The following is a 20,921-nucleotide window of genomic DNA, read 5'->3' on the forward strand; positions in this document are numbered from 1 at the left end:
AACCTGCCATGACACAGCATCTTTCGGGAATCGACCATTTCGTCATCGCGGTGCGCGACCTCGATGCCGCGCGCGACGACTTTGCGCGGATGGGATTCGCACTCACGCCGCGTGGTTATCACACCATGGGCTCCGAGAATCATTGCGCGATGTTCGACGGCTGCTACCTCGAACTGCTGACGGTTCGCCGGCCGCATCCCGTCACGGCATTCTTCTCCGACTTTCTCGAACACGGTGACGGAGCGGCTGCGATGGTGGTCGCGACCGACAGCGCGGACGCGCTGTATCGCGACTGGCACGCGGCGGGCGTACCGGCCGAGCCGCCGGTGGCGTTTTCGCGGCCCGTCGCGACGCGCAACGGCACCGGCGATGCGAGCTTCCGCATCACGCAGGTCGACGTCGCCTATACGCCGGGCGGCCGCGTGTTCGCTTGCGAACATCTGACGCCGGAACTCGTCTACCCGCCCGGTGGCGCGCTGCATCCGAACGGCGTAACGAGCCTTGCGGGGATAACGATTGCCGTCGACGCTGCCGCGCTCGAGATGACCGTCGATCGCTACGAACGCGTGCTCGCAGCGAGCGCGACGCGCCTGGACGATGCAAGCTATCTGATCCGCTGCGGGAAGGTCGAGGTTCGTATCGACGGCGCAGCGCGCGCAGAGGCGCTGCGCACCGGACCGCACTTCACGGAGCTCGCGTTCACGGTGCAGTCGCTCGATCGGCTTGCCGATGTGCTGGGCGGTGCCGGCGTCGAGATGCGGCGAAGCGAACGCGGTGTGGTGGTCGAGGGAGCGGTTTCGCACGGGGCGATGCTGCGCTTCGTCGAATGCGCGAGCGTGGGGCGGTTTTGAATGAGGCGGAGCGCGGGTGGGCCCGCGCCGGGCGTACAACCGGCGCACAGCACTCGCGCGACGGCAATCAGTCCGCGTTTTCCGACACGGATGGCGACGGGAGCCCGGCCAGGATGCCGTCAGATATCGCACGTTGGAAGCGCTCGACCAGGAAGTCCAGTAGCACTCTCACCCGCGGCGTCATATAGCGATTCCGGTTCAACACGGCATAAATGCCGGGTTCGCTTTCGATCCAGTCCGGCAGAACGACCTGGAGTTTGCCGGCGCGAATATCCGCTGCGGCGTCCCAGATCGTTTTTCGAGCGATGCCATATCCGGCCAGTGTCCACGCGCGAGCCAACGCGCCGTCATTGGTTTCCCACGCATTTTCCATTGCCACGGTGTGATTGCAACGCTTGCCTTCCGACACCAGGCGAAACTCGTTCAGTGGCCCTGCAGCCGTAACCAGAACGACGAACTCATGCGCAACCAGATCGGCCGGAACGAGCGGCGTGCCGCATTTGGCCAGATAGTCGGGGGACGCACATAGCACTCGCCAGTTCGGTGCAAGCCGGCGTGCAATCAGTGAGGGGGTGTTCGGCCGGCCAAATCGGATCGCGAGATCGACCTCGTCTTGCAGCAAATCCGATACCGAGTCGGTAAGGTCGAGTGCGATTTTGAGCTCGGGCTGCGTGCGGACGAAGGCTTCCAGCCAGGAGTTCAGCAGATGGCGACCGAAATCGGCCGATGCCGAGATCCGGACTTTGCCCCGCGCTATGCCCCGGCTCGCAGTGAGAGCAGCCTCGCCATCCTCGATGGCCCTCAATGCAATGCTGCAGTGATGGTGATATAGCCGCCCCTCTTCGGTCAGGCGTAGTTGCCTCGTATTGCGGTCGAATAGCCGCGTCGATAGTGCCGCTTCCAATTTGGCGAGCCGTGCGCTCGCTGCTGCTGGGGAAAATCCCAGCTTCCGGCCGGCGGCCGACAAATTGCCCAGTGCCGCCGCTTCCACGAACAAACGCATATCACCCAGTCGATCAGTTGCCATTCTTCATCCAGATTTGAGATGTATTCAAACGGGCGGCCAATTATCAAATCCGTATTTACCAAGCAGACTGCCACTTCGCAAGCCCGGATGCAGGCAAGCGAGGAAACATGGAGAGAAAGATGGATGAAGATTGCGGTGTAGCGGCCATTGGTATTGGATGCGCGGCGACGGTAAATCGTCTCCCGATGGCAGCGTTGCTCGCGTTGACGATGGCCAGCTTCATCGCCACGGCAAACGAAGCCGTACCGGCCGGCTTGCTTCCGGAGATTGCACGAGGGTTTCATGTGAGCGAAGCGTGGGCCGGGCAATTGGTGACGTGCTGCGCGCTCGGCTCCGGTGTAGCGGCCATCCCGCTGACCGCAGCCGTGCGCAGGTGGCAGCGCCGGCATGTCCTGCTACTGGTGCTCGGCGTCTTTGCGGCTTGCAATGCGATCACCGCAGTGTCGTCGAACTACATGCTGACGCTGGCGACGCGCTTTGCCGTGGGACTCGCCACCGGGCTCGCGTGGAGCCTTTTGGCGTCTTACGCGCGGCGTATGGTTCCCCCGGCGATGCAGGGACGCGCGCTCGCGGTGGCGATGATCGGCATCCCTTTGGCGTTGTCGGTCGGTGTGCCGTTAAGCGTGTGGCTCGGCAGTATGGTCGGCTGGCGCAGCATCTTCGGCATCATGTCCGGAATGTCGCTCGCGCTGATGGCCCTGGTGTGCTGGAAGGTTCCCGACTATCCCGGCGAGATGGCGGGCCAGCGTCTGCCGATGCGGCGAGTTCTCGCTATCCCGGGCGTGCGGTCCGTGCTGTTCGTGGTCAGCGCGTGGATTCTTCCGCACTACATTCTCTACACCTACATTGCGCCGTTCCTCGCATCCGTCGGACTCACCCGCGACATGGATTCGGTGCTGTTGCTGTTTGGTATCTCCGCCATGCTCGGGATTTGGGTAATCGGTGCTCTCGTTGACGGATCGCTGCGTCTGCTGGTGCTGGCTGGACTGGCGGCCTTCGCGTTGGTTTCGCTGATATTCGGGCTGGGCGTCACGTCACCCGCGGTTATCTGGGTCGGCGTGGTGATATGGGGCTTCAGTTTCGGCGGTGCGCCGACACTTCTTCAAACTGCCCTGGCCGATGCAGCCGGCGATGGCGCCGACGTTGCGCAATCCGCGCTGGTGACGGTGTTCAATCTCTCGTTTGCTGGCAGTGGGATCATCGGTGGCGTATTACTTGAAACGACTGGTGTCGTTGCATTTCCGTGGGTGGTCTCGTCGCTGCTTGCGATTGGGCTGTTCACGGCATGGCGAGCGAAGACCCACGGCTTTCCGTCCGGGAAGCGCCGGTGAACGGACCGGGCGCCTCGTCAATGGCAACAGATTGAATGCGTTGATGTGCGCGACCGCTTGATTACGGCGGGCATCCCGATATGCGCGCTTTCGGCACCAGGCGGCGTAGCAAGTCCTCGTTCATATCGAATAGTCGAACGCCCGGGTCGGGCACCTACCGAGCCGGGCACTCATTCGGTTGAAATATACAGCCTTGCTGTATATTATTCGTTCCCCCCCCCTTCGGCCGGGGCGAACGAATTTCCGAACAATTGAGGACAAGCATGAACAGCAACGATCCCAAAGCTGTCGTCGAGCGGTTCAACTACGAAGTGATCCGCGATGGCAATCGAGCCTGCTTCGAAGCGCTCATGGCGCCCGACTTCGTCAACTGGTCCGCGCCGAATGAGGCGAGCCGAGGTGCCGAAGCGATGTGGGCAACGTTTGCGTCCGTGCTTCGGCCGGCCATTGCCGACATGGAGATCCACATTCACGAGCAACTATGCGACGGTGACAAAGTCACGACGCGGAAGTCGATCACCGGCAAACATGTCGGGCCACTGCTGGGCGTCGACGCGACTGGCGACGACATTTCGATCGACGTCATCGATATCGTCCGCATTCGGGACGGGCAATATGTCGAGCATTGGGGCGTCAATACGCTTGCCGCCGTCGTTGCGCGACTTCGCGAACGCGCGGTGCAGCCGAAATGAGTCGGATCTCCAGGAATGCCTCTAGCGACCGCGTCGCTGAAGCCGCGGCGTTGGGCGAAGCGATTCGCGATGTCGTCAGCCGTCTGGTCAAGGTCGTTCGCGAGCAAAGCGGTACGCAATCGAACGCGCAGAACGAGACGCTTGCGCTACTCGAACGCTGCGGCCCGGTCAGTATCGCGACACTCGCCGTGCGCAGAGCGGTGACCCATCAGACCATGCGGCTGATCGTGCAGAAACTGGTCGAACAAGGGCTGGTGACCTTGACGGTAGACAATGAAGACCGCCGCGCCTGGGTCGTGGATCTGACCGATACGGGGCGTGCGCAGACTGCGCAGGCGCGAGATGCACGTTCGCAATGGCTTACCGAGCAACTGCTGACGAAGACGAGCCGCGAAGAACGCGCGGTGTTGGAGACCGCGGTTCGAACGCTCAACAAGCTGATCGACTGAATCGGGCTCGCTCCATCCCTGTTGCGGATGATGACCACGGGCTGGGTGAAGTGCAAAGGGAGACGGCAGCAGTTTGCTGATCCAGACCCCGCATAGCAACTCTGCGGTGGACGATACTTGCACCGCCGTCCGAAATCCGCCGAGGCACGGGCCGGTGCAGACCCCGTGGCGCTTGGCGGACGAAAATCTTCGAAGATGGCATCCCGGATTCCCGCACCACGCAAACCGAGCGTTCTGATGCTCGGCGTCCGTACACGTAAACGTATGCCGCAGCAATACCGCAGCCTGTAAAGGAGCTGCACGACCTGACGGTAGGAACAATCCAGCGGCGAGCATCAAGATGTAAGAATTTAGGCGTAGTCTTGCCAACCTGGATCGTTTTCAGGATAGCTAGTTCCATGCCGGACAGAGCACATGACCGTTTTCACGACAACCGGAACGATCTTTTGACCGACGCTAGTCCCATCAGGAGCGTGTTCGACACCTCCACACGTCAAAATTTTTCGGCTGCACTGATCGACCACTGCCTGAGTCGATCATTCTCCCACCCGGTCTGCTGCTCATGACCGGACTGGCCGCATTCGAAGGTACGATGCGGGCAGCCCATCTGCTGCTCGTTGCGCTGCTGGGTATCTCAGCTTCGGCGGCCGTAGGCGGCATCATTTATACGTTGCTGGCAAGCGTATTGATGTCGCGCTTTTTTGCGCGCCCGACTTCAGTTCCCTCCAGCTATCCGCCTGTCACGGTCGTCAAGCCGCTACACGGTAACGAGTGGAACCTGCTCGATAACCTGTCGAGCTTCTTTCAGCAGGACTATCCGGGCGACGTGCAGTATCTGTTCGGCGTGCACGATGCGGCTGACCCTGCGTTGGAGGCGGTCGAGATGCTGCGCACGCTCTACCCCGACGCGTACATCACGGTGGTAGCGGATGCCCGCCTGTACGGGCCGAACAGGAAGATCGCCAACATCGTGAACATGCTGACGCAGGCGGCCCATGATGTGATGATCTTTGCGGACAGCGACGTCAGTGTGAGCCCAGAGTATTTGCGCAGCGTCGTAGGCGAATTGCAAAAGCCGGGCGTGGGCCTCGTGAGCTGTATCTATCGTGGAAAGTCCGCGCCGGGGTTCTGGCCACGCCTGGCTGTCAATGCGATCAACTATCAGTTCGTTCCGGGCGTGGTGACCGGCCTGACACTGGGGCTGGCCAAACCCTGCATGGGACCGACCATCGCAATGCGCCGCGCGACGGTGGACAAGATCGGCGGTTTCGAACAGTTTGCGCATCACCTCGCCGAGGACCACGCGATCGGTCAGGCCGTGCGCAAGGCCGGCGAGCGCGTCGTGATTCCACCGTTCTTCATTTCACACGCCTGTGCTGAAACGAGCGCCGCAAGCCTGATCTCGCACGAATTACGCTGGAGCCGCACGATCCGCTCCATCGATCCGGCGGGCCACCTGGGCTCTGCGCTGATGCATCCGTTTGCGTTCGCCACGCTGACCATCGTACTGTCGGGCGCCGCAAGCTGGTCGTGGTCGCTCGCCGCGATCGCCCTGCTGGCCCGCCTTTGGCTGAAGCTCCGGGCAGACCGGGCCTTGTGCCATCCCCATCGCGAGCTGTGGCTGCTGCCGATATGGGATATTGCGTTGTTCCTGATCTTCCTCGCGAGCTACAGTTCGACCCTGGTCACCTGGCGCGGCTTCACTTTTCACGTGGACCGGAACGGCATGCTACATTCAAAACGCTGAAAGCTGGTACGAGTGCGGCCGCCGGCCGTGCTATGCAGCGTCGCGCTTCGCACTCGGGGTAACGCCGCTGCTGCTGGAACGATCCTTACATCCGCATGCTTATTCATATTCTTCCGCTTACGTCGACGCAGCGCACCTCGCGAACGCCAGGCCACGTTGCCCCGCGGCGAGTTCCGGGGCGGCTCCTTTGAGCAGGCCTTTCAAACGTAATACGGCGACGATGCTGGCTGTGCTTGGCGTTGGACTGGCCGTGGGGGCACCTTTCATAGTGGGCTCCCACCAGTCGCTTGCCTGGCTGCGGACCGTCTCGATGCAGATGTTCCTGGTGTTGGCGGCAAGCGCCGCTGCGAGCGCGCTCGGCAAGGCTGGCAAACAGCACCTGATACAAACGGCACTGGGCTTGCGTCTTCCTTTCGGACGCACATATGGCATCGCCCTCGTGACCGATTCTGCCTTTCTCGTCTCGCCCCTGGGGGCGGCAGGATATGGCGTCAATATCGGGTTGCTGCAGCGCGCTGGAGCCTCGTGGGCAACAGCCACGACGGTCGTCGGCGCCGACCAGGCGCTCGACCTGGCTTTCTTGGCCGTGGCGGTTCCGATCGCGATTGCGTTCGCTGTCGGTCCGCTGGCTCAGGTCGTGCCGAGGCCAAACGTGTCGATGGTCGTCGGAATGCTGGCAGGTGTCGCGATTCTTGTAGCGACGCTATGGGCGTGCCGCCGGAAAGTCGCGAGCGCGCTGGATGCTGCATGTGGCCGCATTCAGTGGCTCGGGAGCCAGCGAGCCCGGTGGGACGGGTTCCGCCAGAGTGTGCGCCGGCAAGCGGGGCTGCTCATGATGGGGCCTCGCCACCGGTTTGCCGGCTTGCTCGTCTTCACTACGCTGCAATGGCTGCCGCGCTATGGCGTCCTGTGGTTCGTGCTGCTCGAACTCGGCTACCAGTTGCCATTCGGATTCGTTGTGGCGGTGCAGGCCGTGGTCCTGCATGCGGCGCTTTGGACCGGGATACCGGCCGGCGGTGCTGCCGGCGACTTGGCGCTTGCGGCCGCATTTGCAAACTGGATTCCGCAAGACGCCATGGCGTCGGCTCTGGTTCTTTGGCGCTTCGCGACGCTTTATTTCCCGCTGATCCTCGGTGCCGCGGCCTTCTTTGCTTTTGCCTGGCGGCGGGGTTCGGTAAGGCCGACTACGGAATAAGGACCTCGGAAATCATTGAGGCATGCTGCCGCACGTCTTTCCGATCCGGACCGAAAACGCTGCGCGTTCAGCATGATCGGGCGATTGCGAATGTTGAAGCGCGCGGCAGCTTGCCGATCAGACGCGCCTTCGCGCTCCATCAGATCCGGCACGGATTGCTCGAACGGCGGGCTTTAGTCCTCGTCCGGACGCTCGCTACCTGCTTACCCGCTGCCCGTAGCGCCGGGTAGCGCAGCCATGTACTTCGCCATGGAAAACACCCCAAAGGTCGGATCGGAGCCAACTTCTGGGGTGCAGTGTGCGGGCTTAGCGCACGTCAGCGAAGACGTGCGAAGGACGCGTTCAGGCCGCGAGAAACCTCATGCCAAGGAACGCGGTTGCTGAAACGAATCGCGCGCTCAGGCCTTGACGTTGATGATCGTCCCGACTTGCTGGCCGCTGCTGTTCACGCTCGGCGCCGGCTGCGCAGCTGCTGCCTGGACCGCCTTTGCGCCCGCATCGTCGCCGTCACCGTCGACATCGGGACCGACTTCGCGGGCTTCCGACGACGTCATGCCGCGTTGTGCCGTTTGCGCAGTCTGAATCGGGAGTTGGAGTTGTTGGTTACCGCCAACAGAAGAAACGCTCATGTACATCTCCTAGAGGTTGCGAGCATACGTATGCTGCTCACCTCGGTTAACGGTCGTCGAGAGCGATGGGAATAGGCGGATATATGGAACGCAGTATTGTGCTGGGCAGATAGCGCGCGAAATATTGATGCAATAAAGCCCGCACTCTGCGGGCAACGAGAACTGGCCGATTGCGGTCGCGGTCTCGAAACGTAATCTTGCGCCAACTGTTGGCCGAGGCTCCGGCATGGCCCGCATGACCTTCGGTTCCGGGAATGCGAATTCATCCCGTCGATGCAGCGAATGGATAAGACCGCTGCGCCGGCGTATCGAAGGCGCCACCATCCTCTGCGGGCATTGGCCACCACACCGCGCGTTCCATGAGCCGCGCCTATTTGCACCCTCGTCGCCCGCGGCCCCCTCCTGACGCTATCCGCTAACGCGGAATCGAATCGAGCAACTTGTTGAACGGATCGACCTGCGCCATCAGACCTTCGTCGAGCCCATCGATCGCACGTCGGAGATCGCTGTCCAGCGCATCGATCGACGAATAGCTGTACGGGTCGCCAGACTGTTTCCAGTTGACGTGTTGTCGGAGAATCGCATCGTATGTGTCGCTCTGGAACATGACGATGTCGCCGATCACCCGGCGTGTGAAACCGTGAAAACCGCCGGGCGTGACATAACCGGTGCCGACGCGCAGGAACAAGACCGCATCGCTACCCTGATAGGGCGAGCCGCTTGCCTGCCACATGCGGTGTGCGTCCGGTTTGAGCGTCGGCAAGCCCGGCGCCGATGCATCGACCTCCTGCACCGTGAAGCCATGATTTCGCAGGACCGTTTCGATACTGTCGGTGAAGCGCCGGTTAAGCCCCGTATCGCCGAATCTGGCGGTGACGAGATCATTGAGGGATGTCGGCGAATCGTTGTCGTGCTTGCCGAGCCCGACGCCGACGGCCCCTGCGACAGCCCCCATGGCGAGCGCGCCCACTACGCCGACACCTGGAATCGGAACCGGAATATGAATCGGGCCGGACGGCCCCACCGTGATGTACACGGCCTTGCCTGGATAGACGACCGTCACAGTCTTGACCGCACTCACTCTTTCAGCATTGACTTCGGAGGTCGTATCGCGCGCATGGCCCGCGATCGAAATCAACAGCATCAAAGCGGCGAAACCGGTTTTTTTCAGCAACATGTCCGTCTAATCTCCACGCGTATTCATCGGCCAAACATCTACTGGACCCACGCGTTAACGGATTCGCGACACAAAGCTTGAGCAACAGACGGACAAGCGCAAGTGCGCTACGGCAATTACCGGCCCCCACATTTCTGCAATTGCTGCCACTCCCTACCGCCGCACCTCCACATACCGACTCGGCGTCTCGCCCAGAATCCGCCGAAACGCGGACGTAAACGCGCTCGCGCTCGCATATCCGAGGTCGAACGCGACACGCGTGACCGGCTGTCCGTCGCTCAGCCGCGCGATCGCCGCGAGCATGCACACCTGCTGACGCCACGCCGCGAAGCTCACGCCGGTCTGCGCGCGGAACAGTCGCGTGAAGGTGCGCCGGCTCACGCCCGCATCGGTCGCCACCTGGTCGAGATCGGCAGAGATCGACGGCGACTCCAACAAATGCCGGCAGATCTTCGCGAGCCGCGCGTCGGCCGGCAGCGGCGCGTGCAGCGACAGCTGCGGCATCGTCGCGATTTCCGCGACGAGCAGCGCCATCAGCTTGCCCGGCCGGCCCTCGACGTCGTACATCGGCGGCAGATCGATCGCGTCGTCGAGCAGTTGCCGCAACAGCGACGACACGCCGTACACGCCGCACCGGTCCGGCAAGCCGACGGACTGCGCCGCATCGGGCGACACGAACGCGTTCAGCATCGTGACCGGCCCGGTCATCGTCATCTCGTGCCGCACGCCGGCCGGTACCCAGCACCCGCGCTGCGGCGGCACCAGCCAGCGCCCGTGAGGCGTGGACACGCTGATCGTGCCGCGCGACGCGAACGCGAACTGCCCGCGCGCATGCGCGTGCTCGCGGAAAGTCGTGCCCGCCGCGTAGTCGTTGGCAGTGACCACCACGCTCCGCGGGATATGTTCGTAAGGGTCCAGCAGCGTATTTCTCACGGCCCGAATTCCATCGTCAATGACCCGATATCGAAGGCGGGTCACCTTCGATCGATCTACGATCCGCTCCACGCCTGCGCGACCGGACGGCCGCGCAACCCGACGGCCGAACCGGCCGGATAGCGACTTCATCGGAGCGAACATGCCCAATACGTTTCATCGCGTGGGGGACGGCCCCCACCCTGTTCTCGTGCTGCACGGCTGGTTCGGCGACGCACATGCGTTCGAGCCCGTCGAACCGTGGCTGTCGCGCGAGCGCTTCACCTATGTCTTCATGGACTACCGCGGCTACGGCCGCATGCGCGACGCACACGGCGCGTATTCGATCGCCGAAATCGCCGCCGACACGCTCGCGCTCGCCGACACACTCGGCTGGCGCACCTTCAGCCTCGTCGGCCACTCGATGGGCGGCATGGCGATCGAGAAGGTTGCCGCCATCGCGCCCGAACGCGTACGCGCGCTGGTGCCGATCGCGCCGGTCCCGTGCGGCGGCCTGCCGTTCGACGCGGCGCGTCGCGCGCTATTCGAACGCGCGGCCGACAGCATCGCCGCGCGCCGGACCATCATCGAGCGCAGCACCGGCAGCCGCCTGCCCGCCGCCTGGGTCGAGTGGAAAGCCGCGTATTCTGCATCCCGCTCGTCGCCGACGGCGTTCGGCGCGTACTTCCGCGCCTGGGCCGACACGGATTTCAGCGACGAAATTGCAGGCCGTCATCCGGTCAAGGTGCTGATCGGCGAACACGACCCGGCGTTCGACGCCGCGCTGATGGCGCGCACCTATCTGCGCCGCTACCCGCGCGCAAGCGTCGACGTGCTACGCAATGCCGGCCATTACCCGATGAACGAAACGCCGCTCGCGCTCGTCGCGGCGATGGAACGCTTTCTCGACGATGCAGCGACCGCGCCCGCCTGATGCGCCGCCGCTGCGCGGCATCGGCTCGGCACGCATCACCGCAGCATGAACGACATGGCCGACAGGCTGTTCAGCGTGCGCACGACGTGCTCGACCGACGGCCCGTCGAAGCGCAGCGTCACCGCATCGACCCGCTCGAGCGACGGCAGCACGCAGAACAGATCGGCGAGCGCGGCGCTCTGCACGCGCACCGTACACGCGGCCGGGGCAGTCCGATGCGCATCCGCGTGCCAGCCGGACGCGAGCGCATGCGCGACGGTTTCGCGTGCCGCGACCGCAATGCGCCCGCACGCCGCGGCGGGCGTCAGCGTGTCGCCGCTCGATGCGCCGCCGGCCGTCTTGAGCACCTCGAAACGCGCGTCCGGAAACAGCGGCCGCGTTTCGTCGACGAACACGTCGTCGCCGGACGCCAGCGCGACGTGCGCGCCGTATTCGTGCGCGAGCGCGCCATACAGCCCCGCTTCGCCGAGCTCGACGCCGTTCACCCAGACCTGCGCGAACGCGAAGCTGTTGATCGTGTGCGCCAGCACGCCGCGCGTCTGCGATTTCGAGTGAAAGCCGATCATGAACACGAGATCGGGCCGCTGCTCGAGGCCCGCCATCATCCCCAGCGTGCGCGGCTTGCCGAGCACGACGCGTGCGCGTGCGTCGAGCCCGTCCGGCAGCAGGTTGCGGTATCCGCCATGCGAATCGTTGACCCACACGGCCTGCGCGCCGCCGGCAAATGCGCCTTCGATCGCCGCATTCGCCTCGCCGGTCATCCAGCGGCGCGCGCGTTCGTATTCCGGATTGCCGGCGCGGGTCTGCTCGACGGCGAATACGCCGGCCACACCTTCGATATCGGTTGAAATCAGAATTTTCATGAGCGGGTAGGAAGTCCGTCGTCTTGGCCGCCGAACAGGCGGTCGAGGTCGTTCACCGCATCGCGCAGCGACTGCCGCACGTGGCCGTCGCGGCCGGTCACCGTCACTGCCTGCAGCAACGCGTCGACGATCGCGTGCTCGACGCTTTCGGCCGCGGCCATGAACAGCGGATCGAGTGCCGCGTCGGCGACGAGCGCCGGCAGCGACACGGTCGACGCATCGTGCGCGATCGTGTACGCAGTGGAAAACGCCAGCGCGAGGTCGCCGCTGCCGTGCCCGTAGACCGAACCGGTCCGAGCGAGGCCTGCGCCCGCGCGACGGGCGAGCCGTGACAGCTGGCGCGCGTCGAGCGGCGCATCGGTCGCGAGCAGCACGATGATCGAGCCCTGCTCGGGCGCCGTCGCGTCGGTTGCCTGCGCGCGCGATACGCACGATACAGCGCGCCGCTGCGCGACGATGCGCCCGACCGGCACGCCGGCGAGCGTCAGCATCGGCAGCCGGCCGAAGTTCGCGAGCACGAGCGCGCCGACCGTATAGGGCCTGCCGGCAGCGACCGCCACGCGCGACGCGGAGCCGATGCCGCCCTTCAGGTCGAAGCACGACATGCCGCGCCCCGCCCCCACCGCGCCGCGCGCGAAGTCGCGCGACGCGCTGAGGCACGCTGCGTCGTAATGCGCGGCCGTCACCGCGAACGCCTGGATGTCGTTCAGATAGCCGTCGTTGCATTCGAACACGAGCGGGTTGACGGTCGGCCAGTCGCGGCCGATCTGCGGGTTCTGCGCGATCGCCGCGCGAATCTGCGCGTTGGCGAGCACGCCGACGCCGAACGTGTTGGTCAGCGCGATCGGCGTCTCGAGCGTGCCGAGCTCGTCGACCTGCACGAGCCCGACGCTCTTGCCGAAGCCGTTGATCACCGCAGCGCCCGCCGGCACCTTGCTGCGATACAGGTCGCCCGCGTGCGGCTTCACGACGGTGACGCCCGTCTGCACGTCGCCGGCCGCGAGCGTCGCGTGGCCGACGGTCACGCCCGGTACGTCGGCGAGCGTGCCGCGCGGGCCGGCCGGCAGCGTCGCCGACCACATCGGTACGCCAGCCATCAGCGGCGCTCCAGCTTCGGGTCGAGTGCGTCGCGCAGCCCGTCGCCGAGCAGGTTGAACGCGAGCACGGTCAGGAAGATCGCGAGGCTCGGGAAGATCGCGACGTGCGGCGCGCTCACCATGTCGGCGCGCGCCTCGTTGAGCATCGCGCCCCACTCGGGCGTCGGCGGCTGCGCGCCGAGGCCCAGGAACGACAGGCTCGCGGCCGTGATGATCGACGTGCCGATCCGCATCGTGAAGTAGACGACCACCGACGACACGGTGCCCGGCAGGATGTGCCGCATGATGATGGTCCAGTCGGACGCGCCGATGCTGCGCGCCGCTTCGACGTAGGTCATGTGCTTGAGCATCAGCGTGTTGCCGCGCACGAGCCGCGCGAACGCCGGGATGCTGAAGATCGCGACCGCGCAGATCACGTTGACCATCCCGTTGCCGAGGATCGCGACCACGCCGATCGCGAGCAGGATGCCCGGAAACGCGAACAGCACGTCGGCCACGCGCATCGTGATGCGGTCCCACCAGCCTTCGTAGTAGCCGGCGAGCAGCCCGAACAACGTGCCGACGAGCGCGCCGAGCGCGACCGAGAAGAACCCGGCCGCGAGCGAGATGCGCGTGCCGGCGACGATCCGGCTGAAGATGTCGCGGCCGAGCGAATCGACGCCGAACCAGTGCACGGCCGACGGCCCGGCGTTCAGCGCGTCGTAGTCGAAATAGTTCTCCGGATCGAACGGCACGATATGCGGGCCGACGAATGCGAGCACGACGAGCGCGAGCACGAAGCCGCCGGCCACCAGCGCGACGGTCTGCTTGCGGAACTTGCGCCAGAATTCGCGCCACGGCGTGCGGATCGCGGTCGATGCGGCCGTCGCCGCCGGCTGGACAGTCGCGTTCATGCGCGCCTCACTTGAACCGGATGGTCGGATTGATGACCGCGTACAGCACGTCGACGGTCAGATTGATCAGGATGAACTCGAGCGAGAACAGCAGCACGATGGCCTGGATCACCGGGTAGTCGCGCATCGTCACCGCATCGACCAGCAGGCGCCCGAGCCCCGGCCAGTTGAACACGGCCTCGACGACGATCGAGCCGCCGAGCAGGAAGCCGAACTGCAGCCCCATCATCGTGACGACCGGGATCATCGCGTTGCGCAGGCAGTGCTTGAGCACCACCATCGGCTCGTGCACGCCCTTCGCGCGCGCGGTGCGCACGAAGTCCTCGTTGAGCACCTCGACGAACGACGCGCGCGTGAAGCGCGCCATCACGGCCGCGACCGCCGCGCCGAGCGTCAGCGACGGCAGCACGTAGCTCTTCCACGTGCCGTCCGGCACGACCGGCAGCCAGCCGAGCTTCACCGAGAAGATCTCCATCAGCAGCATCCCGAGCGCGAACGCCGGAAACGAGATGCCCGACACCGCGATCGTCATCCCGAGACGATCGGGCCAGCGGTTGCGCCACACGGCGGACGCGATCCCGATCGCCATGCCGAACGCGGTCGCCCACACCATGCTGACGAGCGTCAGCAGCAGCGTCGGCATGAAGCGCTCGCCGATCTCGGTCGACACCGGCCGCTTGCTGCGCGTCGACGTGCCGAAATCGCCGTGCGCGATCTTCACGAAGAAGTTCGCGAACTGCGCGGGCAGCGGCCGGTCGAGCCCGAGATCGGCGCGCACCAGCGCGACCGTCGCGTCGTCGGCTTCGGGGCCGGCCGCGAGCCGCGCGGGGTCGCCCGGCAGCAGGTGCACGAACAGGAACACCAGCACCGCGACGAGCGCGAGCGTGGGCAGCAGGCCGAACAGGCGTTTGACGAGAAAATTCAGCATGGGGCACCGATCGAATCAGCGCGCGGGCAGCGCGGGCAACGTGCGCCACCCGCGCCGCGCGGCAGGCGAGGCGCCGTCATTTCACCGAGATTTCGTCGAAGTTGAACGAGCCGTCCGGCATCACGTAGATGCCGTGCAGCCGCTTGCTGCGCGCGTACACGATCTTCTCCTGCACGAGGAAGATCCACGGCGCATCGGCCCACACCTGCTTCTGCGCGTCGGCGTACAGCGTGGCTTTCTTCGCGTTGTCGGTCGTCTCGAGCGCCTTCGAGAGATCGTCGTCGACCGCCGCGTTCTTGTAGTACGCGGTGTTGTAGAGCTTCGGCGGCGCGGAGGTGGACGCGAGCAGCGGCGACAGCGCCCAGTTCGCCTCGCCGGTCGACGCCGACCAGCCGCTGTAGTACATCCGCACCGGCGCCGTCGCCGGGTCCTGCGCGCTCTCGACCTTCGCGACCCGCTCGCCGGCCTCGAGCGCCTGCACCTGCACCTTCACGCCGACCTGCGCCAACTGCTGCTGGACGAACTGGATCAGCTTCTGCGCGGTCGAGTGGTTGTACGCGGACCACAGCGTCGACTCGAAGCCGTTCGGATAACCGGCCTCCTTCAGCAGCGCGCGCGCCTTGGCCGGATCGTACGGCCACGGCCCGAGCTTGGTCGCGTATTCGACGCCGACCGGCGCGACGCCCGTCTGCGGCGTCGCATAGCCGGCGAACACGACCTTCGCGAGCGCTTCCTTGTTGACCGCGTAGTTCAGCGCTTCGCGCACCTTCGGATTGTCGAACGGCTTCTTCTGCGTGTTCAGCGAGATGTAGCGCTGGATGATCGACGGGCGCTCGATCAGGTCGACCTTCGGGTTGTTCTTCAGGTCGGCGGCCTGCTCGAACGGGATCGTGAACGCGAAGTCAGCCTCGCCGGTCTTGAGCAGCGCCGCGCGCGTGTTGTTGTCGACCACCGGCTTCCAGTCGATCGAGTCGATCTTCGGATAACCCTTCTTCCAGTAGCCGGCGAACTTCTTCACCTTCATGTCGTCGGTCTGCTTCCACTCGACGAACTCGAACGGCCCGGTGCCGACCGGATGCAGCGACACGTCGCGCCCCCACTTCTTCAGCGCGGCCGGCGAGATCATCACCGCCGACGGGTGCGCGAGCGTGTTGATGAACGCGGAGAACGGCTCGCGCAGCGTGAAGCGCACGGTCAGCGGATCGACCACCTCGGTCTTCTCGATCACGCGGAACAGCCCGTAGCGCTTCAGCTTGTTGGCCGGGTCGGTCACGCGGTCGAAGTTCGCCTTGACCGCGGCCGCGTTGAAGTCGGTGCCGTCGTGAAACTTCACGCCCGAGCGCAGCTTGACCGTGTAGGTCTTCGCATCGGGGCTCGCCTCATAGCCGGTCGCGAGCACGTTGACGAGCTTCATGTCCTTGTCGAAACCGAACAGCCCTTCGTAGAACGACTTGACGACCGCTTGCGACACGGTGTCGTTCGCGTCGTAGGGGTCCATCGTCGTGAACGTCGAGTACACCGCGACCACCACGTTCTGCTGCGCGAAGGCCGGCACGGCGGCCGTCAGCGCGAACGCGCCGGCGAGCGCGACGAAGGATGCGCGCGGACGAAACATCGGAAACGGATGCGGCTGGTTCATGTTGCTGGGCTCCTTTACGTTCCTCTACGTGGATCGACGACGCCCAACGGGCGTTTCGGTTTCGACTTCCTGCTGCGTGACGCGCATCGGATGCGCTGCCGGGGCGACCCCGAACCGTGGGCCCGCGGGCACTCGATTCAAATCCGGTTCGACGGGACATCCCGGCTAATACGCGCCGCCGACGCGATGCGCCGCGACGTAATGATCGGGGCCGACCGCGACGAGCGGCGCGACGACGGGCTCGTCGCCGATCGCGCGGATCGGGCTCGGCATCTCGTCGGCGGCCAGCTGGCGCGGCGCATGCCGGCGCGCGGGATCGGCCACCGGCACCGCGTTCATCAGCTTCCTGGTGTACGGATGTTGCGGCGCCTCGAACACCGCGCGGCGCGGGCCGATCTCGACGATCTGGCCGAGGTACATCACCGCGACGCGATGGCTGATGCGCTCGACGACGGCCATGTCGTGCGAGATGAACAGGTAGGCGACGCCGAGTTCGCGTTGCAGGTCGAGCATCAGGTTCACGATCTGCGCCTGCACCGACACGTCGAGCGCGGACACCGATTCGTCGGCGATCACGACCTTCGGGTTCAGCGCGAGCGCGCGTGCGATCGCGATCCGCTGACGCTGGCCGCCCGAGAATTCGTGCGGATAGCGACGGGCGGCGTCGGGCGGCAGGCCGACCTTGTCGAGCAGCCAGTCGACGCGCGCCTGCGCGTCGCGGCCGCTCGACACGCGGTGCACCAGCAGCGGCTCCATGATCGAGAAGCCGACCGTGAGCCGCGGATTGAGCGAGGCGAACGGGTCCTGGAAGATGAACTGGATGTTCCGGCGCAGCGCCTGCAGGTCATGGCCCCTCAGCGCGCTGATGTCGCGGCCGTCGAATTCGATCGAGCCGCTCTGCGATTCGACGAGGCGCAACAGCGAACGGCCGGTGGTCGACTTGCCGCAGCCCGATTCGCCGACGAGCGCGAGCGTCTCGCCCGCGTGCAGATCGAAGCTCACGCGCTCGACCGCATGCACGTACTGCGACACGCGGCCGAACACGCCGCTCTTCACCGGAAACCGCGTGACGAGATCGCGCACGCGCAGGATCGGCGGCGCGGCGCGATCGAGCGAGGCGTGTGCGCTAAGGTCGGTGGCGGGATGGGAGGCGTCGACGGGGTTTAGTGCGTTGGGTGTACTGGCTGCGCTGGTTTTGTTGGCTGCGTTGGCCGTTGCGGCCGCATCCTCCGCCGACACGGTCGCACGCGTCCCATCCACGCTCAACAACGGGAATTTCTCCGGCGTATCGGTGCCCTGCATCGAGCCGAGCCGCGGCACGGCCGCGAGCAGCGCACGCGTGTAGCGATGCGCGGGCGTCGCGAAAATGCGCTCCGACGCGCCCTCCTCGACCTTCTCGCCGCGATACATCACGAGCACGCGATCGGCCACTTCGGCGACCACGCCCATGTCGTGCGTGATGAAGATCACGCCCATCTTCATTTCGTCCTGCAGCCCGCGGATCAATTGCAGGATCTGCGCCTGAATCGTCACGTCGAGCGCGGTGGTCGGCTCGTCGGCGATCAGCAGCGCGGGCCGGCACGACAGCGCCATCGCGATCATCACGCGCTGGCGCATCCCGCCCGACAACTGGTGCGGATAGCGCGCGAACACGCGGCGCGCCTCGGGAATCCGCACGAGATCGAGCAGGCGCAGCGTCTCCGCGCGCGCTTCCGACGCGCCCTTCGACTGGTGCAGCGCAATCGCCTCGCTGATCTGGTCGCCGACGGTAAACACCGGGTTCAGCGAGGTCATCGGCTCCTGGAAGATCATCGCGATGTCCGCGCCGCGGATGCCGCGCATGGCCGCCGCGCTCGCCGCAGCCAGATCGACGAGCGCGCCGCCGCGACGCCGCAACACCATCCGGCCGCTCGTGATCTCGCCGCCGCCGTGCTCGACGAGCCGCATCAGCGCGAGCGACGTGACCGATTTGCCTGAGCCCGATTCACCGACGATCGCGAGCGTCTCGCCGCGATCGACGTGAAACGACACGTCGCGCACGGCGTCGAACGTCGCGTTCTCCCGGCGGAACGTCACCGACAGGCCGTCGACGGCGACCACGCGCTGCTCCGGCAGCACCAGCGCGGACGGGGTTCGGCTCGAAGTCATCGCGAAGGTCTCCTGGTTCGATCGGCAATCACGCCGCGTCGTCGCGGTAGATGCCGACCACGGGCGCCGCGCCGACACGCGCGTAGCCGCGATACATGCCTTCCGTGTTGAACGGCATCGCGACGTTGCCGTGCGCATCGACGGCGATGATCCCGCCGCGGCCGGCCAGGCGCGGCAGCTTGTTCATCACGACGTCGTGCGCGGCGTCGGCGAGCGATGCGCCGCGATACGCGATCTGCGAGGCCACGTCGTGCGCGGTCGCGAGCCGGATGAACATCTCGCCGGTGCCGGTCGCGGACACGGCGCAGGTCGCATCGTCCGCGTAGCAGCCGGCGCCGATGATCGGCGAATCGCCGACGCGGCCGGGCTGCTTGTTCGTGATGCCGCCCGTCGACGTCGCCGCCGCGACATGGCCGTGCACGTCGCACGCAACCGCACCGACCGTGCCGTGCTTGCGGTCGGGGTCGAGCGGTTCATGTGGCTGCGGCGGCTCCGGCGGCCGGCCGGCGCCGAACGCGAAAGTCGCCGCGTCGTGGTCGAGCATCGCGCCGGCCGCCGCGCGCGCCCGCAGCCATTGCGCATGACGCGCTTCGGTGTCGAAGTAGCCGGGTTCGACGAGTTCGAGCCCCTGCGCGGCCGCGAATGCATCGGCGCCCGCGCCGGCGAACAGCACGTGCTCGCTCGCTTCCATCACGCGCCGCGCGGCCAGCACCGGATTGCGCACGCGGGTCGCGCAGCAGATCGCGCCGGCCGCGAGCGTCGCGCCGTCCATCACGGCGGCGTCGAGTTCGTGCTTGCCTTCGGCCGTATAGACGGCGCCGCGCCCCGCGTTGAACAACGGGCAGTCTTCGAGCATCCGCACCGCGACGGTCACCGCGTCGAGCGCGCTGCCGCCGCTGGCGAGCACGCGTTGCGCGGCTTGCAGGATCGCGTCGAGCTCGGCGCGGTAACGGCGTTCGGTATCGCTGTCCATCGCGTCGCGCAGGATCGTGCCTGCGCCGCCGTGAATCGCGACGATCGCGCGTGAAGTCATGTCTTGTTCCGATCGGTGGAAGATGGGCTCGGCGCCGACGGTGCGGCTTGCGGCTGGAGCAGCCACGGCAACAGGAATTCGGTCATCTCGGCCGCGGACTTCGCCGAGCGATGCGTGCGCAGCGCGACCGCGTCGATCAGCGCTTCGATCATCGTCAACACGGCCGCTTCCGAGGTGGCCGCGAAGCGCCGCTCGGCCTTCACGTAGAGATTCAGCGAGGCGACCGGGGCCAACGGCGAGCCAGGGCCGTCGGAAATGCCGAGCACGCGTGCGCCGCGCGCGGCCGCGCGGCGTGCGAGCTCGACCGTGTCCTTCACGTAGCGCGGCAACGCGAGCGCGATCACCAGATCGCGCGAATCGGCCGTGTACAGACGCCGCGCCGCGTGCGTCGGGCCGCCGAGCAGCGCGAGCGACTGCACGTTGTCATGACACACCGACAGGCCGTGCTCCATCAGCCCGGCCAGGAATGCGCTGGAGCCCGCGCCCAGAATCAGCACGCGCCGCGCGCCGACGATCGCCTCGACCGCCGCCTCGACGTCGGCCGCATCCAGTTGCGTGCGCGTGTTCTCGATGTTGGCGACGGCCTGATCGAACACCGCGTCGATCCACGCCGCGCCGCGCACGCCCTGCTCCTGTTCCTGCGCGGAGCGCAGCCGCTCGACCGGGCCGAGCGTCGCCTCGAAGCCGCGCACGAGCGCCGCGCGCATCGCCGGATAGCCGTCGAAGCCGAGCGCCCTCGCGAAGCGGTTCGCGGTCGCGATGGACGCGTTCACCGCTTGCGCGAGTTCATCGATGCGCATCGTCGCTGCGCGAAACGGATTCGCGAGCACGTATTCGCCCATCCGGCGGTGGATCGGCGTCATCCTCGGCATGGCCGACGCGATGCGCTCCGCGATCGCGGACTCGTCGTGATTTGCTTCGGGCGGAACGAGTGGCGTCATGAATGCTGACTGGAAGGTGGATGAAAATCAATTTACACAATCCACCGGGAGAAAAAAAATAAATTTTCAGCGGCGGTGTCACGTGCTCGTCGCGTTTAGTACGACGGACCGGTTTTGCGGCGGTGGGTGGGCGGCGGCGCGCCCGCGTGCGCGCGGGCGTAGAGCGTTCGGCCGGTGCAGAGAGGGAGTGGGATCGAACCGCGCGCCCTCGGGAAAACCCCGAGCAAGTCGGTTCGCGTGCGGATGTGGGAGGAGCGGAGTTGGCTGTGGTGTTGGCTTCGATATCGGTGCGGTTGGCGGCTTTGGCTTCGGCTTCGGCTTCGGCTTTGGCTTTGGCTTTGGCTTCGGCTTCGGGGGGGCATCGGCAGCGTCAACTTGAAACCACCGCCGCTCGACAACGTCCGCCCGTCGCGTGACAGCAGTTCGTCGATTGCC

Annotated in this window: 19 protein-coding genes; 7 read left to right on the forward strand and 12 right to left on the reverse strand. The window is 65.8% G+C overall.

All coding sequences use genetic code 11. The features are described 5' to 3' along the window. Positions 1 to 8 precede the first annotated feature (8 nt). Entirely contained in the window at positions 9 to 851 is an 843-nt protein-coding gene (locus MYA_RS21540; protein ID WP_014725041.1) for a VOC family protein, read from the forward strand. A gap of 67 nt (positions 852 to 918) precedes the next feature. On the opposite strand, the gene MYA_RS21545 is transcribed toward MYA_RS21540, so the two are convergent. Next, a complete protein-coding gene (locus MYA_RS21545) occupies positions 919 to 1,878 on the reverse strand; it encodes a LysR family transcriptional regulator (RefSeq protein ID WP_014725042.1) in 960 nt (319 codons plus the stop codon). A 119-nt stretch (positions 1,879 to 1,997) separates the two neighbouring features. Here MYA_RS21545 and MYA_RS21550 point away from each other — a divergent pair, with 119 nt between their 5' ends. From MYA_RS21550 to MYA_RS21570, 5 genes are all read left to right on the forward strand, one after another. Next, positions 1,998 to 3,209, forward strand: a complete 1,212-nt coding sequence (locus tag MYA_RS21550) for an MFS transporter (protein WP_014725043.1) — start codon at positions 1,998 to 2,000, stop codon at positions 3,207 to 3,209. A gap of 263 nt (positions 3,210 to 3,472) precedes the next feature. Then, on the forward strand, positions 3,473 to 3,901 hold the full coding sequence (locus MYA_RS21555) for an ester cyclase (protein ID WP_011882018.1): 429 nt from the start codon (positions 3,473 to 3,475) through the stop codon (positions 3,899 to 3,901). Further along, positions 3,898 to 4,350 carry a MarR family winged helix-turn-helix transcriptional regulator gene (locus MYA_RS21560; protein ID WP_050991235.1) on the forward strand — a complete coding sequence of 151 codons (453 nt, stop codon included), beginning with the start codon at positions 3,898 to 3,900 and terminating at the stop codon, positions 4,348 to 4,350. Before MYA_RS21555 ends, MYA_RS21560 begins: the two co-directional genes overlap by 4 nt. A 592-nt stretch (positions 4,351 to 4,942) precedes the next feature. Further along, positions 4,943 to 6,097 (forward strand): bacteriohopanetetrol glucosamine biosynthesis glycosyltransferase HpnI, encoded by a 1,155-nt coding sequence (hpnI, locus tag MYA_RS21565; protein WP_014725045.1) that lies wholly within the window; start codon positions 4,943 to 4,945, stop codon positions 6,095 to 6,097. 220 nt (positions 6,098 to 6,317) lie between these two features. After that, positions 6,318 to 7,292, forward strand: coding sequence for a lysylphosphatidylglycerol synthase transmembrane domain-containing protein (locus MYA_RS21570; RefSeq protein ID WP_041494158.1), 975 nt, complete (start codon positions 6,318 to 6,320; stop codon positions 7,290 to 7,292). Between the two features lie 398 nt (positions 7,293 to 7,690). On the opposite strand, the gene MYA_RS31390 is transcribed toward MYA_RS21570, so the two are convergent. The 3 genes from MYA_RS31390 to MYA_RS21585 all read right to left on the reverse strand — a co-directional run bounded on the left by MYA_RS31390 (position 7,691) and on the right by MYA_RS21585 (position 10,031). Beyond that, entirely contained in the window at positions 7,691 to 7,921 is a 231-nt protein-coding gene (locus tag MYA_RS31390) for a hypothetical protein (RefSeq protein WP_106919417.1), read from the reverse strand. A 415-nt stretch (positions 7,922 to 8,336) separates the two neighbouring features. Continuing rightward, the gene (locus MYA_RS21580; RefSeq protein WP_011882013.1) at positions 8,337 to 9,098 is read right to left on the reverse strand and encodes a hypothetical protein; all 762 of its coding nucleotides are present in this window, start codon (positions 9,096 to 9,098) and stop codon (positions 8,337 to 8,339) included. Between the two features lie 153 nt (positions 9,099 to 9,251). Then, positions 9,252 to 10,031: an AraC family transcriptional regulator gene (locus MYA_RS21585; RefSeq protein ID WP_041494159.1), complete on the reverse strand. Its 780-nt coding sequence runs from the start codon at positions 10,029 to 10,031 to the stop codon at positions 9,252 to 9,254. A gap of 142 nt (positions 10,032 to 10,173) precedes the next feature. Here MYA_RS21585 and MYA_RS21590 point away from each other — a divergent pair, with 142 nt between their 5' ends. Next, entirely contained in the window at positions 10,174 to 10,944 is a 771-nt protein-coding gene (locus tag MYA_RS21590; protein ID WP_041494160.1) for an alpha/beta fold hydrolase, read from the forward strand. Between the two features lie 35 nt (positions 10,945 to 10,979). On the opposite strand, the gene MYA_RS21595 is transcribed toward MYA_RS21590, so the two are convergent. From MYA_RS21595 to MYA_RS21630, 8 genes are all read right to left on the reverse strand, one after another. Beyond that, a complete protein-coding gene (locus tag MYA_RS21595) occupies positions 10,980 to 11,807 on the reverse strand; it encodes a M55 family metallopeptidase (protein WP_014725049.1) in 828 nt (275 codons plus the stop codon). After that, complete coding sequence (locus tag MYA_RS21600) at positions 11,804 to 12,904, reverse strand: DmpA family aminopeptidase (protein WP_014725050.1); 1,101 nt, start codon at positions 12,902 to 12,904, stop codon at positions 11,804 to 11,806. The genes MYA_RS21595 and MYA_RS21600 overlap by 4 nt, the downstream gene beginning before the upstream one ends. Continuing rightward, positions 12,904 to 13,797, reverse strand: a complete 894-nt coding sequence (gene gsiD, locus MYA_RS21605; RefSeq protein WP_011882008.1) for a glutathione ABC transporter permease GsiD — start codon at positions 13,795 to 13,797, stop codon at positions 12,904 to 12,906. Before gsiD ends, MYA_RS21600 begins: the two co-directional genes overlap by 1 nt. Positions 13,798 to 13,804: 7 nt before the next feature. Continuing rightward, entirely contained in the window at positions 13,805 to 14,725 is a 921-nt protein-coding gene (gsiC, locus tag MYA_RS21610) for a glutathione ABC transporter permease GsiC (protein WP_011882007.1), read from the reverse strand. Between the two features lie 76 nt (positions 14,726 to 14,801). After that, entirely contained in the window at positions 14,802 to 16,364 is a 1,563-nt protein-coding gene (gene gsiB / locus MYA_RS21615) for a glutathione ABC transporter substrate-binding protein GsiB (protein ID WP_011882006.1), read from the reverse strand. Positions 16,365 to 16,529: 165 nt separating this feature from the next. Beyond that, positions 16,530 to 18,512, reverse strand: coding sequence for a dipeptide ABC transporter ATP-binding protein (locus MYA_RS21620; RefSeq protein WP_014725051.1), 1,983 nt, complete (start codon positions 18,510 to 18,512; stop codon positions 16,530 to 16,532). A 28-nt stretch (positions 18,513 to 18,540) separates the two neighbouring features. Beyond that, entirely contained in the window at positions 18,541 to 19,545 is a 1,005-nt protein-coding gene (locus MYA_RS21625) for an isoaspartyl peptidase/L-asparaginase family protein (RefSeq protein WP_014725052.1), read from the reverse strand. Beyond that, positions 19,542 to 20,486 (reverse strand): MurR/RpiR family transcriptional regulator, encoded by a 945-nt coding sequence (locus tag MYA_RS21630; RefSeq protein ID WP_011882003.1) that lies wholly within the window; start codon positions 20,484 to 20,486, stop codon positions 19,542 to 19,544. The genes MYA_RS21625 and MYA_RS21630 overlap by 4 nt, the downstream gene beginning before the upstream one ends. Positions 20,487 to 20,921 lie beyond the last annotated feature (435 nt).

The sequence above is a fragment of the Burkholderia sp. KJ006 genome (genome assembly GCF_000262695.1).
GTDB lineage: Bacteria > Pseudomonadota > Gammaproteobacteria > Burkholderiales > Burkholderiaceae > Burkholderia > Burkholderia vietnamiensis.

Coding starts and splice junctions, on each gene's coding strand:
- hpnI (WP_014725045.1), top strand. CDS start 4,943: ATGCGGGCAGCCCATCTGCTGCTCGTTGCGCTGCTGGGTATCTCAGCT.
- MYA_RS31390 (WP_106919417.1), bottom strand. CDS start 7,921: ATGAGCGTTTCTTCTGTTGGCGGTAACCAACAACTCCAACTCCCGATT.
- MYA_RS21545 (WP_014725042.1), bottom strand. CDS start 1,878: ATGGCAACTGATCGACTGGGTGATATGCGTTTGTTCGTGGAAGCGGCG.
- MYA_RS21595 (WP_014725049.1), bottom strand. CDS start 11,807: ATGAAAATTCTGATTTCAACCGATATCGAAGGTGTGGCCGGCGTATTC.
- MYA_RS21590 (WP_041494160.1), top strand. CDS start 10,174: ATGCCCAATACGTTTCATCGCGTGGGGGACGGCCCCCACCCTGTTCTC.
- gsiC (WP_011882007.1), bottom strand. CDS start 14,725: ATGCTGAATTTTCTCGTCAAACGCCTGTTCGGCCTGCTGCCCACGCTC.
- MYA_RS21625 (WP_014725052.1), bottom strand. CDS start 19,545: ATGACTTCACGCGCGATCGTCGCGATTCACGGCGGCGCAGGCACGATC.
- MYA_RS21630 (WP_011882003.1), bottom strand. CDS start 20,486: ATGACGCCACTCGTTCCGCCCGAAGCAAATCACGACGAGTCCGCGATC.
- MYA_RS21550 (WP_014725043.1), top strand. CDS start 1,998: ATGGATGAAGATTGCGGTGTAGCGGCCATTGGTATTGGATGCGCGGCG.
- MYA_RS21555 (WP_011882018.1), top strand. CDS start 3,473: ATGAACAGCAACGATCCCAAAGCTGTCGTCGAGCGGTTCAACTACGAA.
- MYA_RS21560 (WP_050991235.1), top strand. CDS start 3,898: ATGAGTCGGATCTCCAGGAATGCCTCTAGCGACCGCGTCGCTGAAGCC.
- MYA_RS21600 (WP_014725050.1), bottom strand. CDS start 12,904: ATGGCTGGCGTACCGATGTGGTCGGCGACGCTGCCGGCCGGCCCGCGC.
- MYA_RS21620 (WP_014725051.1), bottom strand. CDS start 18,512: ATGACTTCGAGCCGAACCCCGTCCGCGCTGGTGCTGCCGGAGCAGCGC.
- MYA_RS21540 (WP_014725041.1), top strand. CDS start 9: ATGACACAGCATCTTTCGGGAATCGACCATTTCGTCATCGCGGTGCGC.
- MYA_RS21570 (WP_041494158.1), top strand. CDS start 6,318: ATGCTGGCTGTGCTTGGCGTTGGACTGGCCGTGGGGGCACCTTTCATA.
- gsiB (WP_011882006.1), bottom strand. CDS start 16,364: ATGAACCAGCCGCATCCGTTTCCGATGTTTCGTCCGCGCGCATCCTTC.
- MYA_RS21580 (WP_011882013.1), bottom strand. CDS start 9,098: ATGTTGCTGAAAAAAACCGGTTTCGCCGCTTTGATGCTGTTGATTTCG.
- gsiD (WP_011882008.1), bottom strand. CDS start 13,797: ATGAACGCGACTGTCCAGCCGGCGGCGACGGCCGCATCGACCGCGATC.